The following is a 26,473-nucleotide window of genomic DNA, read 5'->3' on the forward strand; positions in this document are numbered from 1 at the left end:
CGGACACTTACCAGCGGTAGCGCAGGCCGGCGGTCACCGTCCGCTGATAGCCGTAGGCGCACCACTCGCCGTAATAGCAGGAGGCGACATATTCCTTGTTGAACAGGTTCTTGCCGTTGACGGTGACCTCCGCCCCCTGCAGCTTCGGCGACAGGGCGCCCAGGTCGTAGGACACGGTGGCGTCCACCAGGGTGAAGGACGGCACCTTGAAGCTGTTGGCCGTGTTCATCGTGCTGCCGGTGAAGCGCACGCCGGCGCCGACGCCCAGCCCGGTCAGCGGGGTGCCTTCCGGCATGTGGTACATGGCCCAGGCCGACGCCTGGTGGCGCGGCACCGCCGGCAGGCGCTTGCCCTCCAGCCCGCCATTGTCCTTGGTGTATTTGGTGTCGAGGTAGGTGTAGGTGCCGATGAGGTCGAGGTCCTTGGTCACGCCGACCTTGGCCTCCAACTCGATGCCGCGCGACCGCGCCTCGCCGCTCTGGACGGAGAAGCCGGGGTGGACGGGATCGCTGGTCAGCAGGTTGCTGCGGGTCAGGTCGAACAGGGCCGCGGTGAACAGGCTGTTCATGCCCGGCGGCTGGTACTTCACGCCGACCTCGTACTGGGTGCCTTCCTCCGGCTTGAAGGGCGTGCCGGCGAAATCGACGCCGCTGCTGGGCGTGAAGGATTCGGCATAGCTGATGTAAGGCGCGATGCCGTTCTCGAAGACATAGGTCAGCCCGGCGCGGCCGGTCCAGGCCTGATCGGACTGGGTGCTGCTGCCGAAGGCGGAGCTGGAGGTGGTCTTCGCCCAGTCGCGGCGCCCGGCCACCGTCAGGATGAAGCCGCCGAGCCGCATCTGGTCCTGCAGATAGATGCCGGTCTGACGCCCGTCGATGTCGGTGCGGTTGACCGCCGGCGGGGCGACGGCGACGCCATAGACCGGGTTGAACACGTCGATCGACGGTGCCAGCCCGAAGCCGGCGGTGTAATGGCCGTCGAGCCGCTGGTAATCGACGCCGGCCAGCAGCGTGTGGCCGACCGGGCCGGTGGAGAAGCGCCCTTCGATCTGGTTGTCGAAGGCATACGCGTTCATCTCCTCCCGCGAGGTGGCGATGCCGCGATAAAGGGTGCGGTAGTCGGCGTCGAGGCCGTTGGCATACAGGCTGTCATAGGCGACCTTGGCGTTCAGCCAGCGCCCGTTCAGCCGCACGGTCCAGACGTCGCTCAGCTTCTTGTCGAAGGCATAGCCGACCGAGGCTTGGCGCCGGTCGAACTTCTCGAAATTCGGATCGCCGTCATAGAAATCGACCGGGATTTTGCCCAGCGGGTTCGACAGCACCGTGCCCTGCGGCGGGATGCCGCCATAGGAATTGCCCTTCGGATCGTGCTGGTAGAAGCCCAGCAGGGTCAGGCTGGTCTCGGCATCCGGCTTCCAGGTGAAGGACGGGGCGACGGCGATGCGCTCGTTCTCCGTCATCCGGATTTGGCCGTCCTCGCTGAGGCCGACGGCGGTCAGGCGGTAGAGGAACTTGCCGTCCTTGTCGATCGGGCCGGAGAAGTCGGCGGTGCCGCGCCAATGATTGTCGGTGCCGTATTCGACCCCGACCTCGTTCAGCGCGGTGGCGGTCGGGCGCTTGGAAACCTGATTGATCAGGCCGCCGGCCGGCGACTGGCCGTACAGCACGGAGGTCGGGCCCTTCAGCACCTCCGCCCGCTCCAGCAGATAGGGGTCGACCTGCGATGCCGCGTAGTAGAGCGACTGCAGCTTCAGCCCGTTCAGATAGGTGTCGGCGTCGAAGCCGCGGACCTTCAGCTGGTCATAGCGGGTCGCCACCGCGCCGCGCGTCTCCGCCGTCACGCCGGCGGTGTAGCGCACCACCTGATTCAGCGTCTGGGCGTTCTGGTCGCGGATCTGGTCGGCCGGAATGACCGAGATCGACTGCGGCGTCTCGATCAGCGGCGTGTCGGTCTTGGTGCCGGTCGCCTGCTGGTTGGCGACATAGCCGGTCACCGGCGACAGCGCCGTTTCCCCCTGCCCGGTCACCGTCACCGTCGGCATCTGCAGCGCGGCACCATTGTCGGCCCCCTGCCCGCCTGCGCTTTGCGCGCCTGCCACCGCCGGCACCATAAGACCGCCCAGCACCATGGCGCCGAACGCCGCCCCACGCGACACCCGGCCGCCCTCAACCCGTTTCTTCACTTGCTTGCCCCCGACACGAATAAGAATCATTCGCAGTTGAGAGCCCTCATAATGCAACTCATTCTCAAATTCAACGCCTATTCACGTATGTGCCGCGACAATCGCATCCTGCTGGCGGTGAACGGGGCGGGGCTGCCTTATCGGGCATCCAGCGATGATATCGTCATCATCAGCGGACCCGTGCCATCAGTGACTATCTAGATGCCGAGGCTTGCCGACGGCTTCTTGCCGCAGCCAAAGCCGCTGGCCAGTTCAAAATCTCGATGGTGGACATGGCCGAGTGCCGTCCGGCTTGGCTGGATACGGTTTACCGTCAGGCCTAAAACGCCGAAAGCCGCCCGGAGGCGGCTTTGGTTGGTGTGTCGACGCTTCGCCTACATCCCCGTCTAAGTGACTAACGGTGCCAAACGGCCCCTCCTGGACGGGCAGCGAGCGCAGCCTTTCGGCGCTTACCTCGACACGGGCCGATTATGGGCTCCCCCCGACCTCGGTCAATGCCGTTTCGCCGAAAAAATCTTCGGCGCCCCCCGACGAATCCCTCCCGCCGCCGCGTATCAGGGAGGAACAGAAAGACCGGGGCGGCCGAGCGAGCCGTCCGGACAAGCGTCGGAACAGGTCATGACGATTCGTTGGAAGCCGGTGGTCACCGGTGTGGTTCTCGCCGGTCTGGTCGGCGGCGTTGGCTACGCGGTTCAGCAAAAGCTGGCGCCTGCGGCGGCGACACAGCCGGGCCGCCCTCCGGCCGGCGCGCGCAGCAGCGTGGTGGCGGTGCAGGCCGGCACCGTGGCGAAGGAGGATGTGCCGATCTGGTTCGACGGCATCGGTACGGTCCAGGCCTTCAACAGCGTCACCGTGCGCGCCCGCGTCGATGGCGAGCTTCAGCGCGTCTCGCTGCAGGAAGGCCAGCTGGTCAAGGCCGGCGACCTGCTGGCGACCATCGATTCCCGCCCGCTCCAGGCCCAGCTCGCCCAGGCCGAGGCGAAGAAGGCGCAGGACGAGGCGCAGTTGGCCAACGCCCGCCGCGACCTCGACCGCAACATGAACCTGAAGGAATTCGCTTCGCGCCAGACCGTCGACACCCAACGCGCGCTGGTCGCCCAGTACGAGGCGCAAATCCGCGCCGACGAGGCGGCGATCGAGGCGGTGCGGGTCCAGCTGAACTACACCACCATCACCGCCCCCATCAGCGGCCGCATCGGCCTGCGCAACGTCGACCAAGGCAACGTGGTGCGGGCGAGCGACCAGAACGGCATCGCCACCATCACGCAAATCCAGCCCATCGCCGTCCTCTTCACCCTCCCGGAGAAGCAATTGCAGGCGGTGCTCGCCGCCCAGGCGCAGGGGCCGGTGACGGTCGAGGCGCAGGACCGGGAAGGCCGCCGCGTTCTCGACACCGGCAAGCTGTCGGTGGTGGACAATTTGATCGACACCGGCACCGGGACCATCCGCCTGAAGGCCGAGATGCCGAACGATCCGCAAAAGCTGTGGCCGGGCCAGTTCGTCAATGTCCGCCTGCTCTCCACCATCCGCCACGGCGCCACCACCGTGCCCTCGACCGTGGTGCAGCGCGGTCCCCAGGGCACCTACGCCTACGTCATCAAGGACGACCTGACGGTGGAGCAGCGCCCGATCAAGGTCGCCCGCCAGGAGGAAACCAAGGCCATCATCGACGAGGGCCTGACCCCCGGCGAGCGGGTGGTGGTCGACGGCCAATACCGTTTGCAGCCCGGCTCCAAGATCCGCATCGTCGAGCCCATCGCGTCCGCCGCCCCCACCGGCACCGCTCCCGCCACCCCAGCACCGGAGGCCGCGCCCGCCGGCAAGGCACAGGATCCGGCGGCGCGCGAGGAACGGCGCCGCGAGCGCCAGCAGCAGCGCGAGAACAACGGCACCGCTCCCGCCCCCGGAAACGCTCCCGGCCAGTCCGCCCCGCGTGAGGGACGGCAGCCCTCATGAACATCTCCGCCCCCTTCATCCTGCGGCCGGTCGCCACCGGGCTGCTGATGCTGGCGGTGGTGCTGCTGGGCCTGCTGGGCTACAGCGCGCTGCCGATCTCCTCGCTGCCGACGGTCGATTTCCCGACGGTGCGCGTCACCACCCAGCTGCCGGGCGCAGCACCCGAGGTGATGGCGTCGTCGGTCACCGCGCCGCTGGAACGCCAGCTTGGCCAGATCGCCGGCATCTCCTCCATGGTGTCGACCAGCTCCTTCGGGCTGTCGGTCATCACCCTGCAATTCGACCTGACCCGCGACATCGACGCCGCCTCGCAGGACGTGCAGTCGGCGATCAGCGCCGCGTCGGGCACGCTGCCAAAGGGGCTGCCCAACCCGCCGGTCTACGACAAGGTCAACCCGGCCGACACGCCGGTCATGGTGCTGGCGCTGAGTTCCGACAGCCTGCGGCTGGAGACCGTCAGCGACGCCGCCGACACGCTGTTGGCGCAGAAGCTGTCCCAGGTCGACGGCGTCGGCTATGTCGGGATCGAGGGCGGCCTGCGCCCGGCCGTCCGCGTGCAGGTCAATCCCGCCGCCGTCGCCGGTCTCGGCCTGACGCTGGAGGATGTGCGGACCACCATCACCCAGGCCAACGTCAACGCGCCGAAGGGCAGCTTTGACGGTCCGCGCCAGTCCTGGTCGATCGGCGTCAACGACCAGATCGAGAATGCCGCCGCCTACCGCCCGATCATCGTTGCCTACAAGAACGGCGGCCCGGTGCGGCTGACCGACATCGGCACCGTGGTCGATTCGGTGGAGAACACCCGGCTGGCGGCGTGGCATGACGGCAAGCCGGCGGTTCTGCTGAACGTGCTGCGCCAGCCCGGCGCCAACATCATCGACACGGTGGACCGCATCCGCAAACTGCTGCCGTCGCTCCAGGCCAGCCTGCCGCCGCAGATCCACATGGCGGTGCTGACCGACCGGACGGAGACCATCCGCGCCTCGGTGGTGGACGTGCAGAAGACGCTGGTGCTGACCGCCGGGCTGGTGGTGCTGGTGATCTTCCTGTTCCTGCGCAAGGCGTGGGCGACGGTGATCCCGGCGGCGGCCCTGCCGCTGTCGCTGATCGGCACCTTCGGCATCATGGCGCTGTGCGGCTTCAGCCTAGACAACCTGTCGCTGATGGCGCTGACCATCGCGTCCGGCTTCGTCGTCGACGACGCCATCGTGATGATCGAGAACATCGTCCGCTACATCGAGAAGGGCGAGAAGCCGATGCAGGCCGCCCTCAAAGGCGCCCGCCAGATCGGCTTCACCGTCGTGTCGCTGACCCTGTCGCTGATCGCCGTGTTCATCCCGCTGCTGTTCATGGGCGGCGTGGTCGGCCGGCTGTTCCGCGAATTCGCCATCACGCTGTCCATCGCCGTGCTGGTGTCGGCGGTGATCTCGCTGACGCTGACACCGATGATGTGCGCCCGCCTGCTGAAACCGGAGACCGAGAGCAAGCCCAACGGCCTGTTCCGCTGGACCGAGCGCGGCTTCGACGCGCTGCTGAACGGCTATGCCGCCTCGCTGCGCTTCGTCCTGCGCCATCAGCCGGCGACGCTGCTGGTCACCATCGCCACGCTGGCCGCCACCCTCTACCTCTACGACGTGGTGCCGAAGGGCTTCCTGCCGCAGCAGGACACCGGCGTCATCATCGGCGTGACGGACGCCGCCCCCTCCATCTCGGTCAAGGCGATGGCGGAGCGCCAGCGCGAGGTCGCCGACATCGTGCGGCGCGATCCCGACGTGGCGGGCGTGGCGAGCTTCGTCGGCACCGGAACGGTCAATGCCACCACCAACACCGGCAACCTGACCATCGCCCTGAAGCCGCGCGACCAGCGCAGTTCCTCCGCGGAGGAGATCATCGCCCGCCTGCGCGCCGCCACCGGCGACCTGAAGGGCGTCTCGCTGTTCATGCAGGCGGTGCAGGACGTGCAGATCGACAGCCGCGTCAGCCGCACGCAATACCAGTACGTGTTGCAGGACGCCGACCCGCGCGAACTGGAAAGCTGGACCCCGCGCCTGCTGGAGGCGCTCCGCGCCCGCCCCGAATTGACCGACGTGGCGACCGACCAGCAGCCCGACGGCCTGCAGGTCTATCTCACCATCGACCGCGACGCCGCCAGCCGCCTGCACGTCCTGCCCCAGGCCATCGACGACACGCTCTACGACGCCTTCGGCCAGCGCCAGGTCTCGACCATCTACACCCAGACCAACCAGTACCGCGTGATCCTGGAGGTCGAGCCGTCCTTCCAGATGGACCCGGCATCCTTGTCCAAGATCTATGTGAAGGCCAGCGGCGGCACCGTCGTTCCCTTGAACGCCATCGTGTCGGTGGAGCGCAAGACCGCCCCGCTGGTCATCACCCACCAGGGCCAGTTCCCCTCCGTCACCCTGTCCTTCAACGTCGCCCCAGGCGTGTCGCTCGGCGCGGCGGTGGCGGCGATCCAGCAGGCGCGCGACAGCATCGGCATGCCCGACACCGCCACCGCCCGCTTCGCCGGCACGGCGGCCGAGTTCCGCGCCTCGCTCGACACCCAGCCCTGGCTGATCCTGGCGGCGGTAGTCGCCGTCTATATCGTGCTGGGCGTGCTGTACGAGAGCACGATCCACCCCATCACCATCCTGTCGACCCTGCCGTCCGCCGGCATCGGCGCGCTGCTGGCGTTGATGGCGACCGGCCACGATCTGTCGCTGATCGCGCTGGTCGGCATCGTGCTGCTGATCGGCATCGTCAAGAAGAACGCCATCATGATGATCGACTTCGCGCTGGAGGCGGAGCGTCACCAGGGCATGGCACCGGAACGCTCGATCTACGAGGCGTCGCTTCTGCGCTTCCGCCCGATCATGATGACGACCATGGCGGCGCTGCTCGGCGCCCTGCCCTTGGCGCTGGAGAACGGCACCGGCTCGGAGCTGCGCAAGCCGATGGGCATCGCCATCGTCGGCGGCCTGCTGCTCAGCCAGGTGCTGACGCTCTACACCACGCCGGTGGTCTATCTCTATATGGACCGTCTCGGCAACCGGCTGGGCCGCTGGCTGCGGCCGTGGCGCCGCAAGGAGGTTTCGGAAGCGGGCAACAGCCAGGAGTCCGGCCACGCTCCCGGCCGGGCGGCGGCGGAGTAGCCGGCCATGCTGCCCTCAAATCTTCTGCCCTCCGCCGCCTCGCTCTCCGCCCCCTTCATCCGGCGGCCGGTCGGCACGTCGCTGCTGATGGTCGGGCTGATGATCCTCGGCATGGTGGCCTACCGCTTCCTGCCGGTGGCGCCGCTGCCGCAGGTGGAATTCCCCACCATCATCGTGACCGCCTCGCTGCCCGGCGCCAGCCCGGAGACCATGGCCGCCTCCGTCGCCACGCCGCTGGAACGCCGCCTCTCCCGCATCGCCGGCGTGTCGGAGATGACCTCCAACAGCAAGCTCGGCAGCACCGTCGTCGTCGTGCAGTTCGAGCTGAACCGCGACGTGGAATCGGCCTCGCGCGACGTGCAGGCCGCCATCAACGCCGCCGGCGGCGACCTTCCGGCCGACCTGCCGAGCCCCCCCAAGATGCGGCGCATCAACCCGGCCGACGCGCCGGTGATGACGCTGGCGATGACCTCCACCACGCTCGCCCCCGCCGACCTCTACAATCTGGCCGACAGCATCATCGGCCAGCGGCTGAGCCAGATCGAGGGGGTGGCCCAGGTCTCCATCAACGGGGCGGAGAAGACGGCGGTGCGCGTGCGCGTCAATGCCGCCGCGGCCGCCAACATGGGCGACAGCCTGGAATCGATCCGCAGCGTCATCTCCCAGGCCAACGCCAACGGCCCGAAGGGCAGCTTCGACGGCACCCATGAATCCTGGTCGATCGGCGCCAGCGACCAACTGTTCGGCGCCGATGCCTACCGCAAGCTGATCGTCACCGAGAAGAACGGCGCCACCATCCGCCTCGGCGACATCGCCGAGGTGATCGAGGCGCCGGAGAACAGCCGCACCGCCGCCTGGCAGGACGGTCAGCGCGCCGTGCTCATCAACATCCAGAAGCAGCCCGGCTCCAACGTGGTGGAGACGGTGGACCGCATCCGGGCGGAGCTGCCGACCCTGCGCGGCTGGATGCCGCCGGGGGTCAGCCTGTCGGTGCGCACCGACCGCACGCCCACCATCCGCGCCTCCATCGACGATGTGCAGAAGACGCTGGCGGTCACCGTGGCGCTGGTGGTGATGGTGATGGCGCTGTTCCTGCGCCGGCTGTGGGCGACGGTAATCCCGGCGGCTTCGGTTCCGCTGTCGCTGGCCGGCACCTTCGGCGTGATGTGGATCGTCGGCTACAGCCTGGACAATTTCTCGCTGATGGCGCTGACCATCTCGGTCGGCTTCGTGGTGGACGACGCCATCGTCGTCATCGAGAACATCGTCCGCCACATCGAAAAGGGCGCCAAGCCGTTCGAGGCGGCGGTGAAGGGGGCGCGGCAGGTCGCCTTCACCGTGGTGTCGATCAGCCTGTCGCTGGTCGCCGTCTTCATCCCAATCCTGTTCATGGGCGGCATCCAGGGTCGGCTGTTCCGCGAATTCGCCGTGGTGCTGTCGGTCGCCATCGCGGTCTCGGCGGTGGTGTCGCTGACCCTGACCCCGATGATGTGCGCCCATCTGCTGGCGCCGGAGGCGGAGCGCAGCCCCCCCGGCCGCCTCGCCCGCGCGCTCGGCTGGATCGGCGACCGGCTGTTCGGCCTCTATGCCGGCGGGCTCGACTGGGTGCTGGCCCACCGCCGCACCATGCTGGTGGTGACCTTCGCCATCATCGGCGTCAGCGTCTGGCTCTACGGGCAGGTGCCGAAGGGCTTCGTGCCGCAGCAGGACACCGGCCTGCTGATCGGCTTCAGCGACCCGCCGCCCGACATCTCCTTCCGCGCCATGGTGACGCGCCAGCGCGCCTTGCAGGACGCCGTTTCCGGCGACCCGGCGGTGGCGAGCGTCGGCGGCACCATCGGCGGCGGCGGTCCCGGCGGCACCTATTCCGGCCAGATCTACATCGCCCTGAAACCGAAGGCGGAGCGCGACGACCTGCCCACCGTCACCCAGCGGCTGCGCCAGCGCGCCGGCAAGGTGCCGGGGGTGCAGCTCTATCTGATGCCGGTGCAGGACATCCGCGTCGGCGGCTTCCAGGGCCGCAGCCAGTACCGCTACAGCCTGCAGGACGCCGACATCGGCGCGCTCAACGAATGGGCGCCCAAGCTGGTGGAGAAGATGCGCACCCTGCCGGAGTTGGTCGACGTCGCCAACGACCGCCAGAATGGCGGCATCCAGGCCAACGTCATCGTCGACCGCGACGCCGCCGCCCGCCTCGGCGTGTCGCTCAGCAGCCTGGAGGCGACGCTCTACGACGCCTTCGGCCAGCGGCAGGTCTCCACCATGTATCTGGCGCAGAACCAGCACAAGGTGGTGCTGGAGGTCGCGCCATCCGAGGCGCTCGGCCCCGACGACCTGAAGCGCATCTACGTCACCGGCCGCGACGGCATGGTGCCGCTGTCGGCGGTGTCGCGCGTCGTCATCGGCAACCAGGCCGCCAGCATCCAGCACCAGAGCGGCTTCCCGGTCGCCAACCTGACCTTCGACCTCGCCCCCGGCGTCTCGCTGTCCCAGGCGACCGAGCTGATCCAGCGCGCGGCGGAGGACATCGGCATGCCCGCCAGCATCCGCGCCGGCTTCCAGGGCGACGCGCGCGCCTTCCAGCAATCCTCCTCCAGCCAGCCGCTGCTGATCCTGGCGGCGCTGATCACCATCTACATCGTGCTGGGCGTTCTGTACGAAAGCCTGATCCACCCGCTGACCATCCTGTCGACCCTGCCGTCGGCCGGTCTGGGGGCGCTGATCGCGCTGATCCTGACCGGCTACGACCTGTCGATCGTGGCCTTGATCGGCATCATCCTGCTGATCGGCATCGTCAAGAAGAACGCCATCATGATGATCGACTTCGCCCTGGAGGCGGAGCGCGAACGCGGCCTGTCGCCCTTGGAGGCGATCCGCGAGGCCGGACTGGTCCGCTTCCGCCCGATAATGATGACGACGATGGCGGCGCTGCTGGGCGCCGTTCCCCTGGCCTTCGACTACGGCACCGGCGGCGAGATCCGCCGCCCGCTCGGCATCGCCATCATCGGCGGCCTGCTGGTCAGCCAGATGCTGACTCTCTACACCACGCCGGTGGTCTATCTGACGCTCGAACGGCTGGCCCTGCGGCGCACCCGCCGCCACGCCATCGCCGCGCCCGCGGAATAGGGGGCGGCGGATGGGCATACTTTCCGTAATCCTCAGAATTTCCATCACCCCCGCAAGATCCCCTCTCCCCCCCGGGGAGAGGGTTAGGGTGAGGGGGTCGCGCGGCGAAGATTCTCGAAACAGCCACACTGTGCATCCCCCTCACCCCGACCCTCTCCCCGGGGGGGAGAGGGAGAAATCCCAGCGCTGGCGCCCCTCCGCCCTCTTGGGCATAGTTCTCGCCCACGGCATGAGCGGAGCCCCGGTGGCCAACGACACCGACAGCGACGACGGGTTGATGGAGCGCGTGGCCGGCGGCGATGCCGCCGCCTTCGACCGTCTGGCCGCCCGCCACATGCGCCGCGCCGTGGCGCTGGCCCAGCGGATGACCGGCAACCCGTCCGACGCCGACGAGATCGCGCAGGAAGCGTTCCTGCGGGTCTGGCAGCATGCCGGCCGCTGGGACGGGGCGCGGGCCGCCTTCACCACATGGCTCTACCGCATCGTCATGAACCTCGCCATCGACCGTGGCCGCCGCCCCGGCTGGTCGCCGCTGGAAGACGCCGGCGATCCGCCCGACGAGTCGCCCGACGCGCTGGCCCGCATCGCCGAGCGCCAGACCGCCGAGCGCGTCAACCGGGCGCTGGCCGCCTTGCCCGACCGCCAGCGCGCCGCCGTCGTGCTGTTCCACCAGGAGGGGCTCAGCCTGCGGCAGGCCGCCGAGGTCCTGACCATGAGTGAAAGCGCGTTCGCCTCGCTGCTGGCCCGCGCCCGTGCCGCACTGAAGACCGCGCTCTCCGCCACCGACGCCCTATGAGGAGGGAGGACACCATGACCGACGAAGACTTCCTCCGCCACCTGGACGAATACGGCGCCTCGCCGGAGCGCTGGCCGCCGGAGCTGCGCGCCGCGGCCGACGACGCGCTCGCCCGCTCGTCCGCCCTGCGCACGGCGCTGGAGAACGCGCAGTCCTTCGACCGCCTGCTCGCCGTCCCGGCCCCGCCGGTGGAGGATGCCCGCGTCGACCGCCTGCTGGCCGCCGTCGGCAAGGCGGCGCGCGGCATGCCGCAGGACAGCATCGTGATGCTCCTGCTCGGCCGGATGCCGCGGCGGACGGTGGCCGGCTTCTGCGCCGTCCTTCTCATGCTCGGCTGGCTGACCGGGCAGCTTGCCAGCCCCGCCCCCACCGCACCGCGCGGCCAGGAATTGGCCCTGCTGAGCGACGAGGTCGTCACTCTGTTCGACGGAGACTCCCGATGAGCGGTTTCGCCGCCCCCCAGCCGTCCGTCCTGACCCGCCTCCGCCAGCGGATCAGCCTGCGCACGCTGGCCCTGGCATCGCTGGCGCTGAACCTGTTCCTCGGCGCCATGCTGGTGGCGACGATCCGCAACCCGCCACCCCCGCCCTACCGGCCGATGCCCGACCGCTTCGTCGAGCATGTGGCCGCCGACCTGTCCGACGCCGACGCCGCCGTCCTGCGCGCCGCCTTCGAGCCGCTGCGCCCGCGCTACGACGCGCTTTCCCAGGACTACCGCGAGGCCGGACAGCGGGTGCGGGCCCTGCTCCAGGTCGAGCCTGTGGATTTCGACTCCCTGCGCGCCGCGACCTCCGCCGCCCGCGCCAAGCGCCGCCAGATCGGCGAACTGACCGAGGAAACCGTGCTGTCCATCCTGCCCGACCTGTCGCCGGCCGGCCGGCTGCGGCTGGTCGGCGGACCGGGGCCGGAGAAGCTGTCCCATTCGCCTAAAAAATAGGCAAACCCACTCATCCACAGGCCGGACAGGCCAGCCGGAAGGGTGTGGATGATTCTGTTCGGAGATTGCGCACACATCTATCCACAGATTCTGTGGAGAAGAAAACCAACGGAAATTTTATCCACACAAATTCACAAGTTATCATCCCCAAGTTTTATCACCCGCCTTCCCATGGATCCTTGTATCCACCATCGATCCGGCATATCCAAATAACGTGGATCAGCAAGATTGGTGGGGGATCGTCATGATCGGAGATCCGTTTCATCCAAAGAAGGCGACGATCTCTTTGCGCGTTGACCGCAGAATCAAAGATGTCGCCAAGAATTACGCACGTCAGCGGCAGACGCCTCTGGCCGAGGTCATGCGCGACCTCTTGGCCCGCTACGTCGCCGAATGCGCACGGGAGAATGCCCAGGCGACCCCGGACCTGTTGAAGGACCGGCCGGCGCAATATGTGGATTTCGCAAAGCTGGAAGGCCTGATGGGCCGTCAGGAGTAGGCCCGCCTGCCTTGAGGGGATCTTGAGCGGGCGGCTCCGGCCCCATACATCGACGGTGGACAAGCTGCCAGGGGAAGGAGCCCCGCCATGCCGCCCACCGCCCAAGCTTCAGGTCAGTCTTCCACAGGCACCGGTTCTTCCACAGGCACCGACAGCCTGCACATCGCCTGCCCGCATTGCGACACTCTGAACCGCGTGCCTCCGGCCCGGCTGGGCGGCGGCAAGTGCGGTCGCTGCGGCAACGCCCTGTTCGAAGGAAAGCCGGTGGCGCTCGACGCCCGCCGCTTCGCCGCGCATGCCGAGAAAAGCGACCTGCCGCTGCTGATCGACTTCTGGGCCGAGTGGTGCGGCCCCTGCCGCATGATGGCCCCCGTCTTCGCCCAGGCCGCGGCCCAGCTGGAGCCCCACGTCCGCCTCGCCAAGATCGACACCGAGGCCTCTCCCGACCTCGCCGGCCGATTCGGCATCCGCAGCATCCCGTCGCTGGTCCTGGTCCACCACGGCCGCGAAATCGCCCGCACCGCCGGCGCCATGCCGCTGCCGGCCCTGGTGACGTGGGTGCGTCAACAAATCCCCTCTCCCCGGGGGGGGGAGAGGGGGATAGCACCCCCCTACGCCGCCCGCACCGTCGCGATAAACGTCCCCACTTCCTTGCGCAGCCGCTCGGCCTCGACCGCAAGTTCCTGCGAGGTGCCGCGGACGCGGCCGGCGGCGTCGCCGGTCTCGTGGACGGCGGTGCTGACGCCGGCGATGTTGCTCGACACCTCCTCGGTGCCCTGCGCCGCCTGGGTGACGCTGGAGGCGATCTCGCGGGTGGCGGCGGCCTGTTCCTCGATGGCGGCGGCGATGGCGGTGGTGATCTCGCTCATGTGGCCGATGGTCTTGCCGATGCTGCCGATCGCCTTCTGGGCGCCGCCGGTGGTCTGCTGAATCTCCTGCACCTTGGCCTGGATCTCGTCGGTCGCGCGCGCGGTCTGGCTGGCCAGCGCCTTCACCTCGCTCGCCACCACGGCGAAGCCCTTGCCCGCCTCTCCGGCCCGCGCCGCCTCGATGGTGGCGTTCAGCGCCAGCAGGTTGGTCTGCGCGGCGATGCCGCTGATCAGTTCCACCACGGCGCCGATCTGCTCGGCGGCGGAGACCAGATCGCGCATGGTGCGGTCGGCGCCGTCGGCATCGGCCACCGCCTGGGTGGCGATGCGGGTGGAGTTCTCCACCTGCTGGCCGATCTCGGAAATGGAGGCCGACAACTCCTCCGTCGCGGTGGCGACGGTCTGCACATTGGCCGACGCCTGTTCGGAGGCCGAGGCGACCAGCAGCGACCGCTCGGTCGCCTCCTGCGCAGTGGCGGTAAGCTCCGTCGCGGCGTCGCGCATGCCGGTGGCGGCGTTGGCGACGGTGTCGACGATGCCCTTCACCGCGCTCTCGAAGGTGTCGGCCATCTGCATCATGGTCTGGCGGCGCTGGGCGGCGGCCTGCCGTTCGCTCTCCTCCTGCGCCTTGCGCATCCGCTCCATCTCATAGGCGTTGGTCTTGAAGACCTGGAGCGCACGGGCCAGCGCGCCGATCTCGTCCCGCCGAGCGTCGTCGGTGACGGCGACGCTCAGGTCGCCTTCGGCCAGGCGGCCCATCGCCCGCGTGATGTTGCCGAGCGGCTTGGTGATCGCCCGCGAAATCGCCCAGGCCAGCAGCAGGCCGATCAGCAGGGCGGCGACCGTCACCACGGTGCCGCGCCCTTCGGCCGCCTTCACCTCGGCGGCGGCGGTGGTCTCCAGCTGCGACAGGAAATCGGCGGAATGGTCGCGGATCAGGCCGATCTTGTCGCCGATCTCCTTGCCGGCCTTGCCCAGCGTCTCATTGTTCAGCGACTTCAGCTGGTCGCTCAAGCTGGCGATGCGGTCGATGCCGGCGCCATAGGCCGGAAGCTTGGCGACCGCATCGGACAGCTTGGCCTTCACCGGCCCGTCCGCCATGCCGTCGCGCAGCGCCGTGGCCTTGGCGGTCACGTCGGCCAGATCCTTGCGGATGCGCACCAGATCCTCGGCCTGCGTCTCCGCCACGAAACGGGCGACCAGCACGCGGACCAGCAGGTACTGCTCGCTGACGTCGGCGGCCTGCACCGTGCGGTCGAGATCGCCCAGATCCTTCTCCGCCTTGACGGTCTCGCTCAGCGTGCGGCGGATGTCGGCGCCCAACTTGTTCACCACCGACGCGACGATCGAGTCGCGCTCCGTCCGCGCGGCGACCAGTTGGTCGAAGCCGCCGGTCAGCGTCTTCTGCAGGCTTGCGATCTCCTGCGCCGCCTGACGGTCGGTCGCGCTGGTCATGCGCGTGGTGGCGGCGTCCAGCTTCCTGGCGAACTTGTCCACGTCGGCGCGGAAGCGGCCGGCCACCGCGGCGGAGCCGCTGGACACGAACTCCTCCGCCGCCCCCAGGGCGTCGGCCATGTTGGTGTCCGCCTCCGCCACCGCCATGGCGACATGCGACTGCCCGGCATAGCGGCGGAGAGCGTCGTCGCTCGATCGCAAGCCCGTCCAGGACACCGCCCCCAGCCCGACCAGCAGCGCGAGCGTCACGCCGAAGCCGGTGTAGATCTTGGTCGCCGTGCGCAGATTGGCGAATGGACCGGCTTTGGCGAGTTGGGTGGCGGTCTGCTGGCTTGGGTGGGCGGCGTTCATGATTGGGGACCTCGTCTTCTGACCCGGCTGCTGGCAACTCTCCGATCTTTCGTGCGATCGGTTATCAACGAGGTAGCCTACAAGAACAATGCCAAAGGACCATTAACGCCGCGGTGTTTTTCTGCCCTGTGAAATCACCCCCGTTCCAATAGACAGCGCCACCTACCCTTCGCAATTTGCCAAGATCATTGAGATCGCTTTGCATTTTGCCAAAGCTTGACCTTCGCATTCGCGAAAGCTTAGCCTTTAGTTATAGAACTGACCGCCATTCACCTCGATCGTCTGGCCAGTGATGTAGCCTGCCAGCCGGTTGGAAGAGAGGAACAGGTAGGCGCCGACGCAATCCTCCGCCGTGCCCAGCCGTTTCAGCGGGATGCGCGCCGCGGTCTGCGACAGTTTGTCCGCGGTCGAGTAGCGCTGGTGAAAATCGGTGTCGATGGTGCCGGGCGACACCGCGTTGACGCGGATGCCGTGCGGCGCCAGCTCCGTCGCCAGCGAACGGGCGAGGCTGGCCTGGAACGCCTTCGCGGCGCTGTAGAGCGACGAGCCGGCGCTGCCGCCGGTGCGGCCGGAGATGGAGCCGGTGTTGACGATGGCCCCCCTCGACTCGATCAGCGCCGGCAGGGCGGCGCGGCTGGCGACGACCGCCGAGGCCGCGTTCAGGTCGAACTGCCTTTGCAGGAACTCGTCGTCGATGTCGGCCAGCGCCACCCGGCCCAGCATGGTGCCGGCATTGTTGATCAGCACGTCCAGCCCGCCCAGCCGGTCCACCGCCTGTTCCACCACCGCGCGGGTCTGTCCCTTGTCGGCGAAGTCGCCGGCCAGCCCGATCACGCCGTTGCCCATCCCGGCCCCCATTGAGGCCGCCACGGCCTCCACCGCCGCCCGGTCGCGTCCATGGATGGCGACGCGGGCGCCGAGCTGGGCGAAGGCCACCGCCACCGCGGCGCCGATGCCGCGGCTGCTCCCGGTGACCAGCACCCGCTTGTCCCGGAACTCCCGGGCCAGCAGGTCGGCGGGCCAGTTGGTGGTGTCGGTTGCGGTCATGTCGCGTGGTCTCCCCTGCTTGCCGGCCGATTCTGTGTTCGGAATCGAAAGCCGGCTTGATTGTTCGTGTTCCAATCCGATCATAAGGGGCGACGGCCCGCCGTCAATTGCCGGGTCGGCTGCCCTCGCGGATTTGCGAGAATCCTGTCGTAGACGGCCGGCCTTCGGGCTATGTAGGCGGGATGAACACCGACCAAGACAAGACCGGCGCCGCGCAGCCCTTCGAGATTTTCCTGGTGGCCGCCCCCGGCCTGGAATCCGTGCTGTGCGCCGAGGCGTGCGACCGCGGCTTCGCCAACCCCACCGCCGTGAAGGGCGGGGTGACGGTCACCGGCGGCTGGCCGGAGGTCTGGCGGGCCAATCTGGAGCTGCGCGGCGCCACCCGCGTGCTGGCGCGCATCGCCAGCTTCCGCGCCCTGCATCTGGCGCAGTTGGACAAGCGCGCCCGCCGCGTTCCCTGGGCCGAGATCCTGCGTGCCGACGTTCCGGTGCGGGTCGAGGCCTCCTGCAAGGCCTCGCGCATCTACCATGCCGGCGCCGCCGCCCAGCGCATCGAGCGCGCCATCGCCGAGGAACTCGGCGCCCCCATCGTCAAGGCCGCCCCCAAGCCGGCCGGCAAGAACGCCCGGAAGGACGCCGGGGACACGGAGGCGGAGGACACCCGCGCCGTCCAGATCAAGGCGCGCATCGACGACGACCTCTGCACCATCAGCGTCGACAGCTCCGGCGAGTCGTTGCACAAGCGCGGCCACAAGGAAGCGGTCAACAAGGCGCCGATGCGCGAGACGCTGGCCGCGCTGTTCCTGCGCCAGTGCGGCTATGACGGCCGCGAGCCCGTGGTGGACCCGATGTGCGGCTCCGGCACCTTCGTCATCGAGGCCGCCGAGATCGCCGCCGGCCTGAAGCCCGGCCGTTCCCGTCATTTCGCCTTCGAACAGCTCGCCAACTTCGACCCCACCCTGTGGCAGAGCCTGCGCGCCGGCGGCACGACCACGACGCCCACCGTCCGCTTCTACGGCAGCGACCGCGACGCCGGCGCCATCGCCATGAGCCGCGCCAACGCCGAGCGTGCCGGCGTCTCCGCCTGGACCGAGTTCACCCACCACGCCATCAGCGACCTGACCCCGCCCGAGGGCCCCCCCGGCCTCGTCATCGTCAACCCGCCCTACGGCGCCCGCATAGGCGAGGGCAAGTCCCTGATCCCGCTCTATCACGCCATGGGTCAGACCCTGAAAGCCCGCTTCACCGGCTGGCGCGTGGGCATCATCACCAACGAGGCGGCGCTGGCGAAAGCGACGGAACTGCCGTTCCAGGAGGGCGGCGTGTCGGTGTCGAACGGGGGGATTCGGGTGACGCTGTATCAGACGGGGGTGTTGGATTAAGCAGCCCAATATCAGCCTTTTACACTATCGGATGCTCCCTTCCTAACAATGTATATTGCACACTCACGACAGGAATTATTTTATTCCCAAAAACTAGGAAGAGGAATCAACGCTCTTGAAAGGCATTCCAGTTTTCTCTTCGAAAGCTGCTACGTACTTTTTTATAGCAGCATTCCAAGCATCTCGACTGGGGTCATATAGTAAGTCAATTGCAGTCTGCTCGGGGCCGTCGAGATATTTTACTTCTGAGAAGCTAAGGCCAAATTCCTCAGAGTTAAGCGAAGCTTTATATAATTTCACATGATGCAGAGACGGATTGAGGCGCAATATCACTGGCACGATGACCTTTGTACGGTCAGTCGCACGCGCACCAATAATCAGCTCACACACCGCATCGTGCGGAGCATCAAATAGATAAACCGCCTCTCCGTTATCTAGCATAAACGACTTACTCGCAGCACCAGATGACTGAATTACTCTCCATTCTTTCTCATAGCTCCATTCTCTACTCTTTGTTAAGAAGAACTGCGAGAAAATATCATCATCCTCTCTGTAAGGCTGGGAAAAATCGAACTTCGGACGTGATTTTGAATAAGCAACCGGCCTAGGATGTCTGAGCTCATCATTATCATGCATCTTTTGGTTGATAAATTTGTGATTTGCACGAAACCCTATGACGAGGCCAGTATGCTGAGCAGCATAATGAGACCACATAAGTAAGTTATTACTATCTTCTGTTAAAGAAAGAATAGCAATCTTATTGCTCGCCTTTGAGAAACTATCTCCTATCATTGGGGAAAATGCGTTAAGAAAGTCGAAAAAATCGTTCTCAACGAGGTTTACCTTTTCGTTAACTGCCTGAGATATCCAATCCTTTAGCCATGGAAAATTCTTCAACTGAGGGAATTTAGACGTTTCCTGCGCAATCGACTGGGATGTGCTCTCTTTCATAAGATGCTTCAAATATTTCCTACTTCCCCACCCAGAAAATACAGGCTTTACCTCAAAAGGATCGTTTAAGCTTTCAGGCTGCGTAAACCTAATACTCTGATTTTCGATTATATCCACCCTCTCTCCAACTACATATTTGTACAAAATAGGAGGAGGGAATTTTCTAATTTCTCTGTTAAAATTTTTCTTGCTGCTTCTCATAATGCACCTATCGTATTGTTCAACACATTTTTTAGGCAATCACTTTCAAGCTATGCAACCATACCAGAATCGCAGGGTTACGCAACTCTCAGAAGGGGAAGCGAAACCTCCATTGCAGCTCTAGAGCACGGAGCATCTCTTGTTCATTTAAAATATTAACTGCCGAGCAGAACAACAAATCTCTCAAGAATAGACGTTTAATACACGGACACCCAGGTATCCGTGGAATAGTGCCTCATTGGAATTAGAAGATATTTAACAGTTCGAGCAAAAACAAAAAGCCCCGCAGAGTTGCGAGGCTGTGACATCCTGACGCAGACCGGCACCGCAAGAAGATGGCGTCCCCGACGGGAGTCGAACCCGTGTCGCCGCCGTGAAAGGGCGGTGTCCTAGGCCTCTAGACGACGGGGACGTTGTATCTTCAAGCCCGCGCTCAATAACGCATCCAGCGCGTGGATGGCGTCCCCTAGGGGAGTCGAACCCCTGTTACCGCCGTGAGAGGGCGGTGTCCTAGGCCTCTAGACGAAGGGGACGTCTGGTCCCGATGCGTGGCTCGCGACGGTGGAGGCTGCCACCGGCCGCGCGACCCAACCTTGGAAGGTTGGCGTCCCCAAGGGGAGTCGAACCCCTGTTACCGCCGTGAGAGGGCGGTGTCCTAGGCCTCTAGACGATGGGGACGTCATCGGCGTGGGCGGGTTTCTAACCAAGCCCGCCCCGCCGATCAAGCCTTTTCTTACAGGCGGCGCAAAATATCCAGCAAACCGTCAATCGCCGCCGCCGGCGTGTCGAACGCCGTGACGAAGCGCGCGGTGCCGTCGTCCCAGCGGTAGAAGCCGTAGCCGGCCCCCTCCAGCGCCTCGGCGTAAGCGTCCGGCAGGCGGACGAACAGCTCGTTGGCCTCCACCAGGTGGGCCAGCTCGACGCCGGGCAGCGCGGTCAGGCCGGCGGCCAGACGGTCGGCCATGGCGTTGGCGTGGGCGGCCAGGCGCAGCCACAGGCCGTCGTCCAGCCAGGCGTCCAGCTGCGCCGACAGGAAGCGCATCTTCGAAACCAGATGGCCGCCGCGCTTGCGGCCGAAGCCGAAATCCTCGGCCATCGCCGGGTTGAAGAACACCACCGCCTCGGCGGCGAGGCAGCCGCCCTTGGTGCCGCCCAGCGTCAGCACGTCGACCCCGGCACGCCACGTCACGTCGGCCGGGGCGCAGCCCAGCCGGGCGATGGCGTTGGCGAAGCGGGCGCCGTCCATATGCACGGCCATGCCGTTGGCATGGGCGGTCTCGACCAGCGCCTCGACCTCCGCCGGGGTGTAGACCGTGCCGGCCTCCGTCGCCTGGGTCAGGCTGAGGGCGGCGGGCTGGACGCGGTGGACGACGCCGACCCCGGCCTTGGCGATGTGGCGCGACACCACGTCCGGCGTCAGCTTGCCATGCTCGCCAGCCAGCGGCACCAGCTTGGCGCCGCCGGTGAAGAATTCCGGCGCGCCGCATTCGTCGATGGTGATGTGCGCCTCCTCATGGCACAGCACCGCGCCAAAGGGCGGCACCAGCGCCGACAGCGCCAGAGAGTTGGCGGCCGTGCCGGTGGCGACGGGGAAGACCGCGACGTCGGTCTCGAAGATCGCGCACAGCCGCTCGGTCACCCGCGCGGTCCAGGGATCGTTGCCATAGGGGGAGGCGGTGCCGGTGGACGCCGCCGCCAGCGCCGTCATCACCTGCGGGGCGGCACCGGCGACATTGTCGCTGCGGAAATCATGCATGATCGCGAGACCTGTCCATTAGGGTGCGGCTTTGCCGGTCTGTTACGGAGCGGCTTTGCCGCCTGGGGGGCCGGCAATGACCGTCGCGGTGACGGCGCCGGTGCGCGGGTCGATCATATAGAGGCGGTCCGGCCCCTGCGGCAGGGTCACCTTGAACAGCACGCGGTTGCCGACCGCCAGCATCTCGCCGATGCGGGCGCCGGCCGGGACGTCCAGCGTCACCTCCGCCGGGCGGTCGAGCACCGTGGTCGTGGTGGAGGGCCCGGTCAGGGAGGCGCGGTTGGGGTCCGACATCCGCTTGTACAGCTCCACCCCGAGATAAGTGAAGCCGGCGATGATCAGAACGCCCATGATGACGACGAGTGCCTTGAGGATCTGCACGGTTTGGGGTCCACTCCCGGACGATTGAAACAGGACGCGATACGCAAAGCCGATGGCCGCCAACATGCCGGACGACACCAACCCGGACGATCTGTCCGACGATTTCCTCGATCCGGACGACGACGCCGGTTCGCCTGCCCGTGCCCTCGCCTACACGATCCCCGACGAGGCGGCGGGCCAGCGGCTGGACAAGGCGTTGGCGGCGGGCCTGCCGGACCTGTCGCGGTCGCGCGTCCAGGCCCTGCTGGAACAGGGCTGCGTGCGCGGCGACGGCCGGACGATAACGGACCCGTCCCTGAGGGTCAAACCCGGCCAGCGCTTCGAGGTCGAAGTGCCGGGGGCGGAGGCCGCCGAACCGGTGGCGCAGGACATCCCGATCGACGTGGTGTACGAGGATGCCGACGTTCTGGTGATCGACAAGCCGGCGGGGCTGGTGGTGCATCCCGCCGCCGGCAACCCGGACGGCACGCTGGTCAACGCCCTGCTGGCCCATTGCGGCGACAGCCTGTCCGGCATCGGCGGGGTGAAGCGGCCGGGCATCGTCCACCGGCTGGACAAGGACACCAGCGGCCTGATGGTGGTCGCCAAGAACGACCGCGCCCATCACGGCCTGTCGGACCAGTTCTCCGACCGCACGCTCAGCCGCACCTATCTGGCGCTGGTCTGGGGCGTGCCCAACCCGACGCAGGGCCGGATCGAGGGCAACATCGGCCGCAGCAGCGCCGACCGCAAGAAGATGGCGGTGGTGACCGGCGGCGGCAAACCGGCCGCCACCAAGTACCGCGTGGTCAAGAGCTTCGGCATGGCCGCCTCGCTGGTCGAATGCGTGCTGGAGACCGGGCGCACCCACCAGATCCGCGTCCATCTGACCCACATCGGCCACCCGCTGGTCGGCGATCCGCTCTATGGCCGCGGCCGGTCGGGGCGGCCGGGGGGCAAATTCGCCTCGCAACTTCCGGAACCGGTTCGGGGCACCCTTGTTGGGTTTCCGCGACAGGCGCTGCATGCCGCGGCGCTGACCTTCCGTCATCCGGTCAGTGGCGAAATTGTGGCATTCCGCTCCCCAATTCCGGCGGATATTCATGAACTAATTGTCACCTTGGAGTCGCTTTAAAACGGTACACCGGGTAATCTTTCTTGGATAGACTCCCGGTCAATGGCGAGGTTCCGCCGCCCGCTCATTGCGAGGGGCCTTTGGAACCCGCGCTGAAGAATGGCCGCATGCCCATGAATTCCTTCTCATGGGTATACCGGCCGTCAGGAGAGGGGTTTGGTCATGGCGACGGCATCCAATCTTCCGGCCATCGGGTCCGAGAGCAATCTGTCCCGCTATCTCCAGGAGATCCGCAAGTTCCCGATGCTGGAGCCGGAGCGGGAATACATGCTCGCCAAAAGCTGGCAGCAGCATGAGGATTCCGGCGCCGCCCATCAGCTCGTCACCAGCCATCTGCGCCTGGTGGCCAAGATCGCCATGGGCTACCGCGGCTACGGCCTGCCATTGTCGGAGCTGATCTCCGAAGGCAATGTCGGCATGATGCAGGCGGTGAAGCGATTCGACCCCGACCGCGGCTTCCGGCTGGCGACCTACGCGATGTGGTGGATTCGCGCGGCGATCCAGGAATACATCCTGCACAGCTGGTCGCTGGTGAAGATGGGCACGACGGCGGCCCAGAAGAAGCTGTTCTTCAACCTGCGCCGGCTGAAGGGCCAGATGCAGGCGATCGAGGAAGGCGACCTGTCGCCCGAACAGGTCCAGGCCATCGCCACCAAGCTGGACGTTCCCGAACAGGACGTCGTCAACATGAACCGGCGCCTCGCCAGCCCCGACCATTCGCTGAACGCCCCCCTGCGGGCGGAGAGCGAGGGCGAATGGCAGGATTTCCTGGTCGACGAGACCGCCAGCCAGGAAATCACGCTGGCCGACCGCGAGGAGCTGGGCAAGCGCCGCAAGCTGCTGGCGAACGCCATGACCGCGCTGAACGACCGCGAACGCGACATCCTGACCGAACGCCGCCTGCGCGAAGCGCCGACGACGCTGGAGGACCTGTCGCAGAAATACGGCATCAGCCGCGAGCGCGTCCGCCAGATCGAGGTCCGCGCCTTCGAGAAGCTGCAGAAGGCGATCAAGGCCGCCGCGGTCGAACAGAAAATGGAGACGGAGGCTTAAAGCGCGCCTCCCTCCCCTCACGCCTTGACGTAGACCCAGGCCTCCGCCCCCGATTTCAGGCGGACCATGACGCGCCTGTAATCCGCGACCTCATAGGAATCGGCAGCGGCCAGTTCTTCCGCGGTAATCTCGAACAGGGTGCCGAGGACCTCGTCGGCCGGATCGCCGCTTTCGCTCACCACGGGGTGGAAGCGCTTGCCGCTGGTGCGGATCACCTCCGGATCGGAGATCTCCAGCATGTCGCAGCGATACCCCGGCATGGCATCCGGCCGCCCGGCCAGCAGCCGGCCGAAGGACGCCATCTGCACATTCTCCTGCTGCAGGGTGCCGTAGGAGAACAGAAGGACCGTTTCCTCAGCCATCGCCATTCCTCCGTGCCTCCGCCCCGACGCGCAGCAGGTTGCCGTCCGGGTCGATGTGGGCGAACTCGCGCAGGCCATAGGGCGTGTCGGAGACCGCCGTCAGCCGGCCGCCAACCTGCGCCGCCTGCCATGCCGCATGCAGCGCGTCGGCATCGCTGACATAGAGATAGCAGGCGACGGCCGAGCGTTCCGGATCGAGGTCCGGAACCCGCGCCAGATGCAGGCTCACCCCATTCCAGTCCAGGAACCCATAGACCGGGTCCGCGGCGGCCTCATCGTAGGCGGTCACCGCGAAGCCGAGACGCCGGTAGTGGGCGAGCGCCGCCCGCACGTCGCGGACCGGCAGGATCGGCGCTATGCGCTCGAACCGAACGTCCATTGTTGCCTCACACCAGGATGGAGCCTTCGAGATACAGCACCGCCTGCCCGCCGATCTTCACCCGGTCGCCGGCCAGTTCGCACAGCAGGTCGCCGCCGCGGGCCGAGACCTGACGCGCCGTCAGCACCGACTTGCCCAGCCGCTCCGCCCAATAGGGCGTCAGCATGCAGTGGGTGGAGCCGGTGACCGGGTCCTCCGGGATGCCCTGGGCCGGGGCGAACAGGCGCGAGACGAAATCGATTCCATCTTCCCCCGGCGCGGTGACGCAGACCGCGAACAGGTCCAGCTTCGACAGCAGCGCCATGTCCGGCGCCAGCGCCCGCACCGCGTCGGCCGATTCGTAGACCACCAGATAGTCGCGCCCGCTCAGGATCGCGGCCGGCGCCGGGCCGCCCAGCGCCGCCAGCAGGTTGGGATCGACCCGCTCCGCCGGCTTGGCCGGACGGTTGGGGAAGTCCAGCGTGTAGCGGTCGCCGTCGCGGGTGACGGTCAGCGTGCCGGCCTGCCGGGTGGCGAAGTCCATGCGCTCGCGGCCCGGTTCCAGGATGGTGGAGATGACGAAGGCGGTCGCCAGCGTGGCATGGCCGCACAGATCGACCTCCACCGCCGGGGTGAACCAGCGCAGTTCATACCCCCCTGTCGCCCCTTCGCCATTGCGGACGAAGAAGGCGGTCTCCGCCAGATTGTTCTCCGCCGCGATGGCCAGCATCTGCGCATCGGGCAGCCAGGACTCCAGCGGCACGACCGCCGCCGGGTTGCCGGCGAAGACGCGGTCGGTGAAGGCATCGACCTGATAAATGGGCAGGCGCATGGCTTTCCCGGTCATGGCGAGCGTTCCTTACGTCTTGGGGGAATCTGATCGATGAAGCGTCGTTTCCCTCTCCCGCCCCGGGAGAGGGAGGGGACCCGCGCCGTCAGGCGTGGGGAGGGTGAGGGGTAGGGCAAGACTCCCGAACCGCATGGTTCCTTGGATCACCCCTCACCCTTCCCATGGCGATGCCATGGGCCCCTTCCCTCTCCCGGGGCGGGAGAGGGAGTCTAGCCCACCTGCACCAGCGCGGCGAAGCGGGCGAGGTCAACGTTGCCGCCGGTGACGACGATGCCGACGCGCTTGCCGCGCACATCCAGTTTCCCGGACAGCACCGCGGCGGCGGCGAGGCAGCCGGTCGGCTCGACCAACATCTTCATCCGGCTGGCGAAGAAGCGCATGGCGTCGACCAACTGGTCGTCGGTGACGGTGTCGATGTCGTCGACCAGCCGCTGCATTACCGGAAAGGTCAGCTGGCCGACATTGCGGCTCTGGGCGCCATCGGCGATGGTCTTCGGCGGTTCGATGCGGACGATGCTGCCGCTGCGCAGGCTCTGCTGGGCGTCGTTGCCGGCCTCCGGCTCGATGCCGATCACGCGGCAGCCGGGGTTCAGCGCCTTCGCCGCCACCGCGCAGCCGGCCAGCAGCCCGCCGCCGCTGGTCGGCACCACCAGCAGGTCCAGCGGTGCGCCACCACTCGCCTGAACCTCCTCGATCAGCTCCTTGGCGACGGTGCCCTGCCCGGCCATCACATGCGGGTGGTCGAAGGGCGGGATGAAGATGCCGCCCCGCTCCTCCAGCACGCGGGCGACGGCGGCATCGGGCGGCTCGGCATAGCGGTCGTACAGCACCACTTCGGCGCCATAGCCGCGGGTGGCCGCCAGCTTGGCCGCCGGGGCGTCGATCGGCATGACGATGGTCGCCTTCACCCGCAGCATCGACGCCGCCAGCGCGATGGCCTGGGCGTGGTTGCCGGACGAATAGGCGACGACGCCGACCGCGCGCTGCACGGGGGTGAAGCGGGCGATGGCGTTGTAGGCGCCGCGGATCTTGAAGGCGCCGGTGCGCTGGAAATTCTCGCACTTGAACAGCAGCTCGCCGCCGGTCAGCGTGTCGGCGGTGCGGCTGGTCAGCACCGGCGTGCGGTGGGCGACGCCGGCGATCCGCTCCGCCGCCCCGGCCACGTCGGCATAGGAGATGGCGAGGCCGGCAGTGTCGATCCTGCTATCGGCCACGGTGCTGGTGATCGTGTCGGGCATGGCGGCGGTGCTCCCCCCGGTATTATTCCAGATCGGTGAACAGGAAGGCCTGCTCGTGCCGCTTCAGCCCGGCCTGCTCGTAGAAGCTGATGGCCTTGGGTGCGGACAGCAGCAGGCACATGGTGCCCGGCCCCATCGCGTCGCGGGTGCGGCGCATCAGCTCCTTGCCGATGCCGCGCCCCTGCAGGGCGCGGTCGACGGCGAGGTCGGACAGATAACAGCAATAGACGAAGTCGGTGATCGACCGGGCGACCCCGACCAGCCGTCCATCCTCCCGCGCGGTGATGATCAGACCGGCGTTGCGCAGCATCGCCTCCACCCGCGGGCGGTCGCCCACGGGCCGGCGTTCCGCCAGCCCGGAGCGCTCCAGAACGTCGATGAAATCGTCGGCGCTCAGGTCCGGTTCGACTGCGTATTCGATTTGAATGGATTGGCTCTGTATGGATTCATTGGCCAT

General features: G+C 67.1%; 22 protein-coding genes, 3 tRNA genes and 1 pseudogene. 12 read left to right on the forward strand and 14 right to left on the reverse strand.

The window, feature by feature from the left end; genetic code table 11:
• Positions 1 to 7: 7 nt before the first annotated feature.
• A complete protein-coding gene (locus M5E06_RS28180; protein ID WP_252141089.1) occupies positions 8 to 2,182 on the reverse strand; it encodes a TonB-dependent siderophore receptor in 2,175 nt (724 codons plus the stop codon).
• A 51-nt stretch (positions 2,183 to 2,233) separates the two neighbouring features.
• Between M5E06_RS28180 and M5E06_RS28185 the strand changes: the two genes are divergently transcribed.
• The 9 genes and pseudogenes from M5E06_RS28185 to trxC all read left to right on the forward strand — a co-directional run.
• Complete coding sequence (locus tag M5E06_RS28185) at positions 2,234 to 2,383, forward strand: hypothetical protein (RefSeq protein WP_252141090.1); 150 nt, start codon at positions 2,234 to 2,236, stop codon at positions 2,381 to 2,383.
• 417 nt (positions 2,384 to 2,800) lie between these two features.
• A complete protein-coding gene (locus M5E06_RS28190; RefSeq protein ID WP_252141091.1) occupies positions 2,801 to 4,138 on the forward strand; it encodes an efflux RND transporter periplasmic adaptor subunit in 1,338 nt (445 codons plus the stop codon).
• A complete protein-coding gene (locus M5E06_RS28195; protein ID WP_252141092.1) occupies positions 4,135 to 7,290 on the forward strand; it encodes a multidrug efflux RND transporter permease subunit in 3,156 nt (1,051 codons plus the stop codon). Before M5E06_RS28190 ends, M5E06_RS28195 begins: the two co-directional genes overlap by 4 nt.
• Positions 7,291 to 7,296: 6 nt before the next feature.
• Positions 7,297 to 10,416, forward strand: a complete 3,120-nt coding sequence (locus M5E06_RS28200) for an efflux RND transporter permease subunit (protein ID WP_252141093.1) — start codon at positions 7,297 to 7,299, stop codon at positions 10,414 to 10,416.
• Positions 10,417 to 10,660: 244 nt separating this feature from the next.
• Positions 10,661 to 11,212, forward strand: a complete 552-nt coding sequence (locus M5E06_RS28205) for an RNA polymerase sigma factor (protein ID WP_252141094.1) — start codon at positions 10,661 to 10,663, stop codon at positions 11,210 to 11,212.
• Between the two features lie 14 nt (positions 11,213 to 11,226).
• Positions 11,227 to 11,655 (forward strand): hypothetical protein, encoded by a 429-nt coding sequence (locus tag M5E06_RS28210; protein ID WP_252141095.1) that lies wholly within the window; start codon positions 11,227 to 11,229, stop codon positions 11,653 to 11,655.
• Positions 11,652 to 12,149, forward strand: a complete 498-nt coding sequence (locus M5E06_RS28215; RefSeq protein WP_252141096.1) for a periplasmic heavy metal sensor — start codon at positions 11,652 to 11,654, stop codon at positions 12,147 to 12,149. Before M5E06_RS28210 ends, M5E06_RS28215 begins: the two co-directional genes overlap by 4 nt.
• A gap of 244 nt (positions 12,150 to 12,393) precedes the next feature.
• Positions 12,394 to 12,648, forward strand: a complete 255-nt coding sequence (locus tag M5E06_RS28220) for a YlcI/YnfO family protein (RefSeq protein ID WP_246457282.1) — start codon at positions 12,394 to 12,396, stop codon at positions 12,646 to 12,648.
• Between the two features lie 87 nt (positions 12,649 to 12,735).
• A pseudogene (trxC, locus tag M5E06_RS28225) lies at positions 12,736 to 13,161 on the forward strand (thioredoxin TrxC); the annotation flags it as partial.
• 98 nt (positions 13,162 to 13,259) lie between these two features.
• Here trxC and M5E06_RS28230 read toward each other — a convergent pair.
• Positions 13,260 to 15,323, reverse strand: coding sequence for a methyl-accepting chemotaxis protein (locus M5E06_RS28230; RefSeq protein WP_252141097.1), 2,064 nt, complete (start codon positions 15,321 to 15,323; stop codon positions 13,260 to 13,262).
• 246 nt (positions 15,324 to 15,569) lie between these two features.
• Positions 15,570 to 16,370 (reverse strand): SDR family NAD(P)-dependent oxidoreductase, encoded by an 801-nt coding sequence (locus M5E06_RS28235; protein ID WP_252141098.1) that lies wholly within the window; start codon positions 16,368 to 16,370, stop codon positions 15,570 to 15,572.
• A gap of 182 nt (positions 16,371 to 16,552) precedes the next feature.
• Between M5E06_RS28235 and M5E06_RS28240 the strand changes: the two genes are divergently transcribed.
• Positions 16,553 to 17,752 (forward strand): THUMP domain-containing class I SAM-dependent RNA methyltransferase, encoded by a 1,200-nt coding sequence (locus M5E06_RS28240; RefSeq protein WP_252141099.1) that lies wholly within the window; start codon positions 16,553 to 16,555, stop codon positions 17,750 to 17,752.
• 93 nt (positions 17,753 to 17,845) lie between these two features.
• Here M5E06_RS28240 and M5E06_RS28245 read toward each other — a convergent pair whose 3' ends face one another.
• The 6 genes from M5E06_RS28245 to M5E06_RS28270 all read right to left on the reverse strand — a co-directional run bounded on the left by M5E06_RS28245 (position 17,846) and on the right by M5E06_RS28270 (position 21,041).
• Positions 17,846 to 18,904, reverse strand: coding sequence for a DUF2971 domain-containing protein (locus M5E06_RS28245; RefSeq protein ID WP_252141100.1), 1,059 nt, complete (start codon positions 18,902 to 18,904; stop codon positions 17,846 to 17,848).
• Positions 18,905 to 19,240: 336 nt separating this feature from the next.
• Positions 19,241 to 19,316 (reverse strand) — tRNA-Glu (locus tag M5E06_RS28250).
• A gap of 45 nt (positions 19,317 to 19,361) precedes the next feature.
• Positions 19,362 to 19,437: transfer RNA gene (locus M5E06_RS28255), tRNA-Glu, on the reverse strand.
• 69 nt (positions 19,438 to 19,506) lie between these two features.
• Positions 19,507 to 19,582 (reverse strand) — tRNA-Glu (locus tag M5E06_RS28260).
• 55 nt (positions 19,583 to 19,637) lie between these two features.
• Positions 19,638 to 20,660, reverse strand: a complete 1,023-nt coding sequence (locus M5E06_RS28265) for a threonine aldolase family protein (RefSeq protein WP_252141101.1) — start codon at positions 20,658 to 20,660, stop codon at positions 19,638 to 19,640.
• A gap of 42 nt (positions 20,661 to 20,702) precedes the next feature.
• Positions 20,703 to 21,041, reverse strand: coding sequence for a hypothetical protein (locus M5E06_RS28270; protein WP_252141102.1), 339 nt, complete (start codon positions 21,039 to 21,041; stop codon positions 20,703 to 20,705).
• Positions 21,042 to 21,093: 52 nt separating this feature from the next.
• Between M5E06_RS28270 and M5E06_RS28275 the strand changes: the two genes are divergently transcribed.
• Both M5E06_RS28275 and rpoH read left to right on the forward strand, forming a co-directional pair.
• The gene (locus M5E06_RS28275; RefSeq protein WP_109155188.1) at positions 21,094 to 22,155 is read left to right on the forward strand and encodes an RluA family pseudouridine synthase; all 1,062 of its coding nucleotides are present in this window, start codon (positions 21,094 to 21,096) and stop codon (positions 22,153 to 22,155) included.
• A gap of 162 nt (positions 22,156 to 22,317) precedes the next feature.
• Positions 22,318 to 23,208, forward strand: coding sequence for an RNA polymerase sigma factor RpoH (gene rpoH / locus M5E06_RS28280; RefSeq protein WP_085092002.1), 891 nt, complete (start codon positions 22,318 to 22,320; stop codon positions 23,206 to 23,208).
• A gap of 17 nt (positions 23,209 to 23,225) precedes the next feature.
• On the opposite strand, the gene M5E06_RS28285 is transcribed toward rpoH, so the two are convergent.
• The 5 genes from M5E06_RS28285 to M5E06_RS28305 all read right to left on the reverse strand — a co-directional run bounded on the left by M5E06_RS28285 (position 23,226) and on the right by M5E06_RS28305 (position 26,473).
• On the reverse strand, positions 23,226 to 23,570 hold the full coding sequence (locus M5E06_RS28285; RefSeq protein ID WP_252141103.1) for a gamma-glutamylcyclotransferase family protein: 345 nt from the start codon (positions 23,568 to 23,570) through the stop codon (positions 23,226 to 23,228).
• The gene (locus tag M5E06_RS28290; RefSeq protein WP_252141104.1) at positions 23,563 to 23,949 is read right to left on the reverse strand and encodes a bleomycin resistance protein; all 387 of its coding nucleotides are present in this window, start codon (positions 23,947 to 23,949) and stop codon (positions 23,563 to 23,565) included. The genes M5E06_RS28285 and M5E06_RS28290 overlap by 8 nt, the downstream gene beginning before the upstream one ends.
• A 7-nt stretch (positions 23,950 to 23,956) precedes the next feature.
• A complete protein-coding gene (locus M5E06_RS28295) occupies positions 23,957 to 24,775 on the reverse strand; it encodes a PhzF family phenazine biosynthesis protein (RefSeq protein WP_252141105.1) in 819 nt (272 codons plus the stop codon).
• Between the two features lie 212 nt (positions 24,776 to 24,987).
• Positions 24,988 to 26,016, reverse strand: coding sequence for a threo-3-hydroxy-L-aspartate ammonia-lyase (locus M5E06_RS28300; protein ID WP_252141106.1), 1,029 nt, complete (start codon positions 26,014 to 26,016; stop codon positions 24,988 to 24,990).
• 22 nt (positions 26,017 to 26,038) lie between these two features.
• A complete protein-coding gene (locus M5E06_RS28305; RefSeq protein WP_109153329.1) occupies positions 26,039 to 26,473 on the reverse strand; it encodes a GNAT family N-acetyltransferase in 435 nt (144 codons plus the stop codon).

It is taken from the genome of Azospirillum sp. A1-3 (assembly GCF_023806445.1).
Taxonomy (GTDB): domain Bacteria; phylum Pseudomonadota; class Alphaproteobacteria; order Azospirillales; family Azospirillaceae; genus Azospirillum.

What these genes read in the sequence shown, in the direction of transcription:
- M5E06_RS28290 (WP_252141104.1), bottom strand. Translation starts at nt 23,949, where the DNA reads ATGGACGTTCGGTTCGAGCGCATAGCGCCGATCCTGCCGGTCCGCGAC.
- M5E06_RS28195 (WP_252141092.1), top strand. Translation starts at nt 4,135, where the DNA reads ATGAACATCTCCGCCCCCTTCATCCTGCGGCCGGTCGCCACCGGGCTG.
- M5E06_RS28200 (WP_252141093.1), top strand. Translation starts at nt 7,297, where the DNA reads ATGCTGCCCTCAAATCTTCTGCCCTCCGCCGCCTCGCTCTCCGCCCCC.
- M5E06_RS28300 (WP_252141106.1), bottom strand. Translation starts at nt 26,016, where the DNA reads ATGCCCGACACGATCACCAGCACCGTGGCCGATAGCAGGATCGACACT.
- M5E06_RS28230 (WP_252141097.1), bottom strand. Translation starts at nt 15,323, where the DNA reads ATGAACGCCGCCCACCCAAGCCAGCAGACCGCCACCCAACTCGCCAAA.
- M5E06_RS28235 (WP_252141098.1), bottom strand. Translation starts at nt 16,370, where the DNA reads ATGACCGCAACCGACACCACCAACTGGCCCGCCGACCTGCTGGCCCGG.
- M5E06_RS28285 (WP_252141103.1), bottom strand. Translation starts at nt 23,570, where the DNA reads ATGGCTGAGGAAACGGTCCTTCTGTTCTCCTACGGCACCCTGCAGCAG.
- rpoH (WP_085092002.1), top strand. Translation starts at nt 22,318, where the DNA reads ATGGCGACGGCATCCAATCTTCCGGCCATCGGGTCCGAGAGCAATCTG.
- M5E06_RS28240 (WP_252141099.1), top strand. Translation starts at nt 16,553, where the DNA reads ATGAACACCGACCAAGACAAGACCGGCGCCGCGCAGCCCTTCGAGATT.
- M5E06_RS28215 (WP_252141096.1), top strand. Translation starts at nt 11,652, where the DNA reads ATGAGCGGTTTCGCCGCCCCCCAGCCGTCCGTCCTGACCCGCCTCCGC.
- M5E06_RS28305 (WP_109153329.1), bottom strand. Translation starts at nt 26,473, where the DNA reads ATGGCCAATGAATCCATACAGAGCCAATCCATTCAAATCGAATACGCA.
- M5E06_RS28190 (WP_252141091.1), top strand. Translation starts at nt 2,801, where the DNA reads ATGACGATTCGTTGGAAGCCGGTGGTCACCGGTGTGGTTCTCGCCGGT.
- M5E06_RS28265 (WP_252141101.1), bottom strand. Translation starts at nt 20,660, where the DNA reads ATGCATGATTTCCGCAGCGACAATGTCGCCGGTGCCGCCCCGCAGGTG.
- M5E06_RS28245 (WP_252141100.1), bottom strand. Translation starts at nt 18,904, where the DNA reads ATGAGAAGCAGCAAGAAAAATTTTAACAGAGAAATTAGAAAATTCCCT.
- M5E06_RS28210 (WP_252141095.1), top strand. Translation starts at nt 11,227, where the DNA reads ATGACCGACGAAGACTTCCTCCGCCACCTGGACGAATACGGCGCCTCG.
- M5E06_RS28185 (WP_252141090.1), top strand. Translation starts at nt 2,234, where the DNA reads ATGCAACTCATTCTCAAATTCAACGCCTATTCACGTATGTGCCGCGAC.
- M5E06_RS28275 (WP_109155188.1), top strand. Translation starts at nt 21,094, where the DNA reads ATGGCCGCCAACATGCCGGACGACACCAACCCGGACGATCTGTCCGAC.
- M5E06_RS28220 (WP_246457282.1), top strand. Translation starts at nt 12,394, where the DNA reads ATGATCGGAGATCCGTTTCATCCAAAGAAGGCGACGATCTCTTTGCGC.
- M5E06_RS28295 (WP_252141105.1), bottom strand. Translation starts at nt 24,775, where the DNA reads ATGACCGGGAAAGCCATGCGCCTGCCCATTTATCAGGTCGATGCCTTC.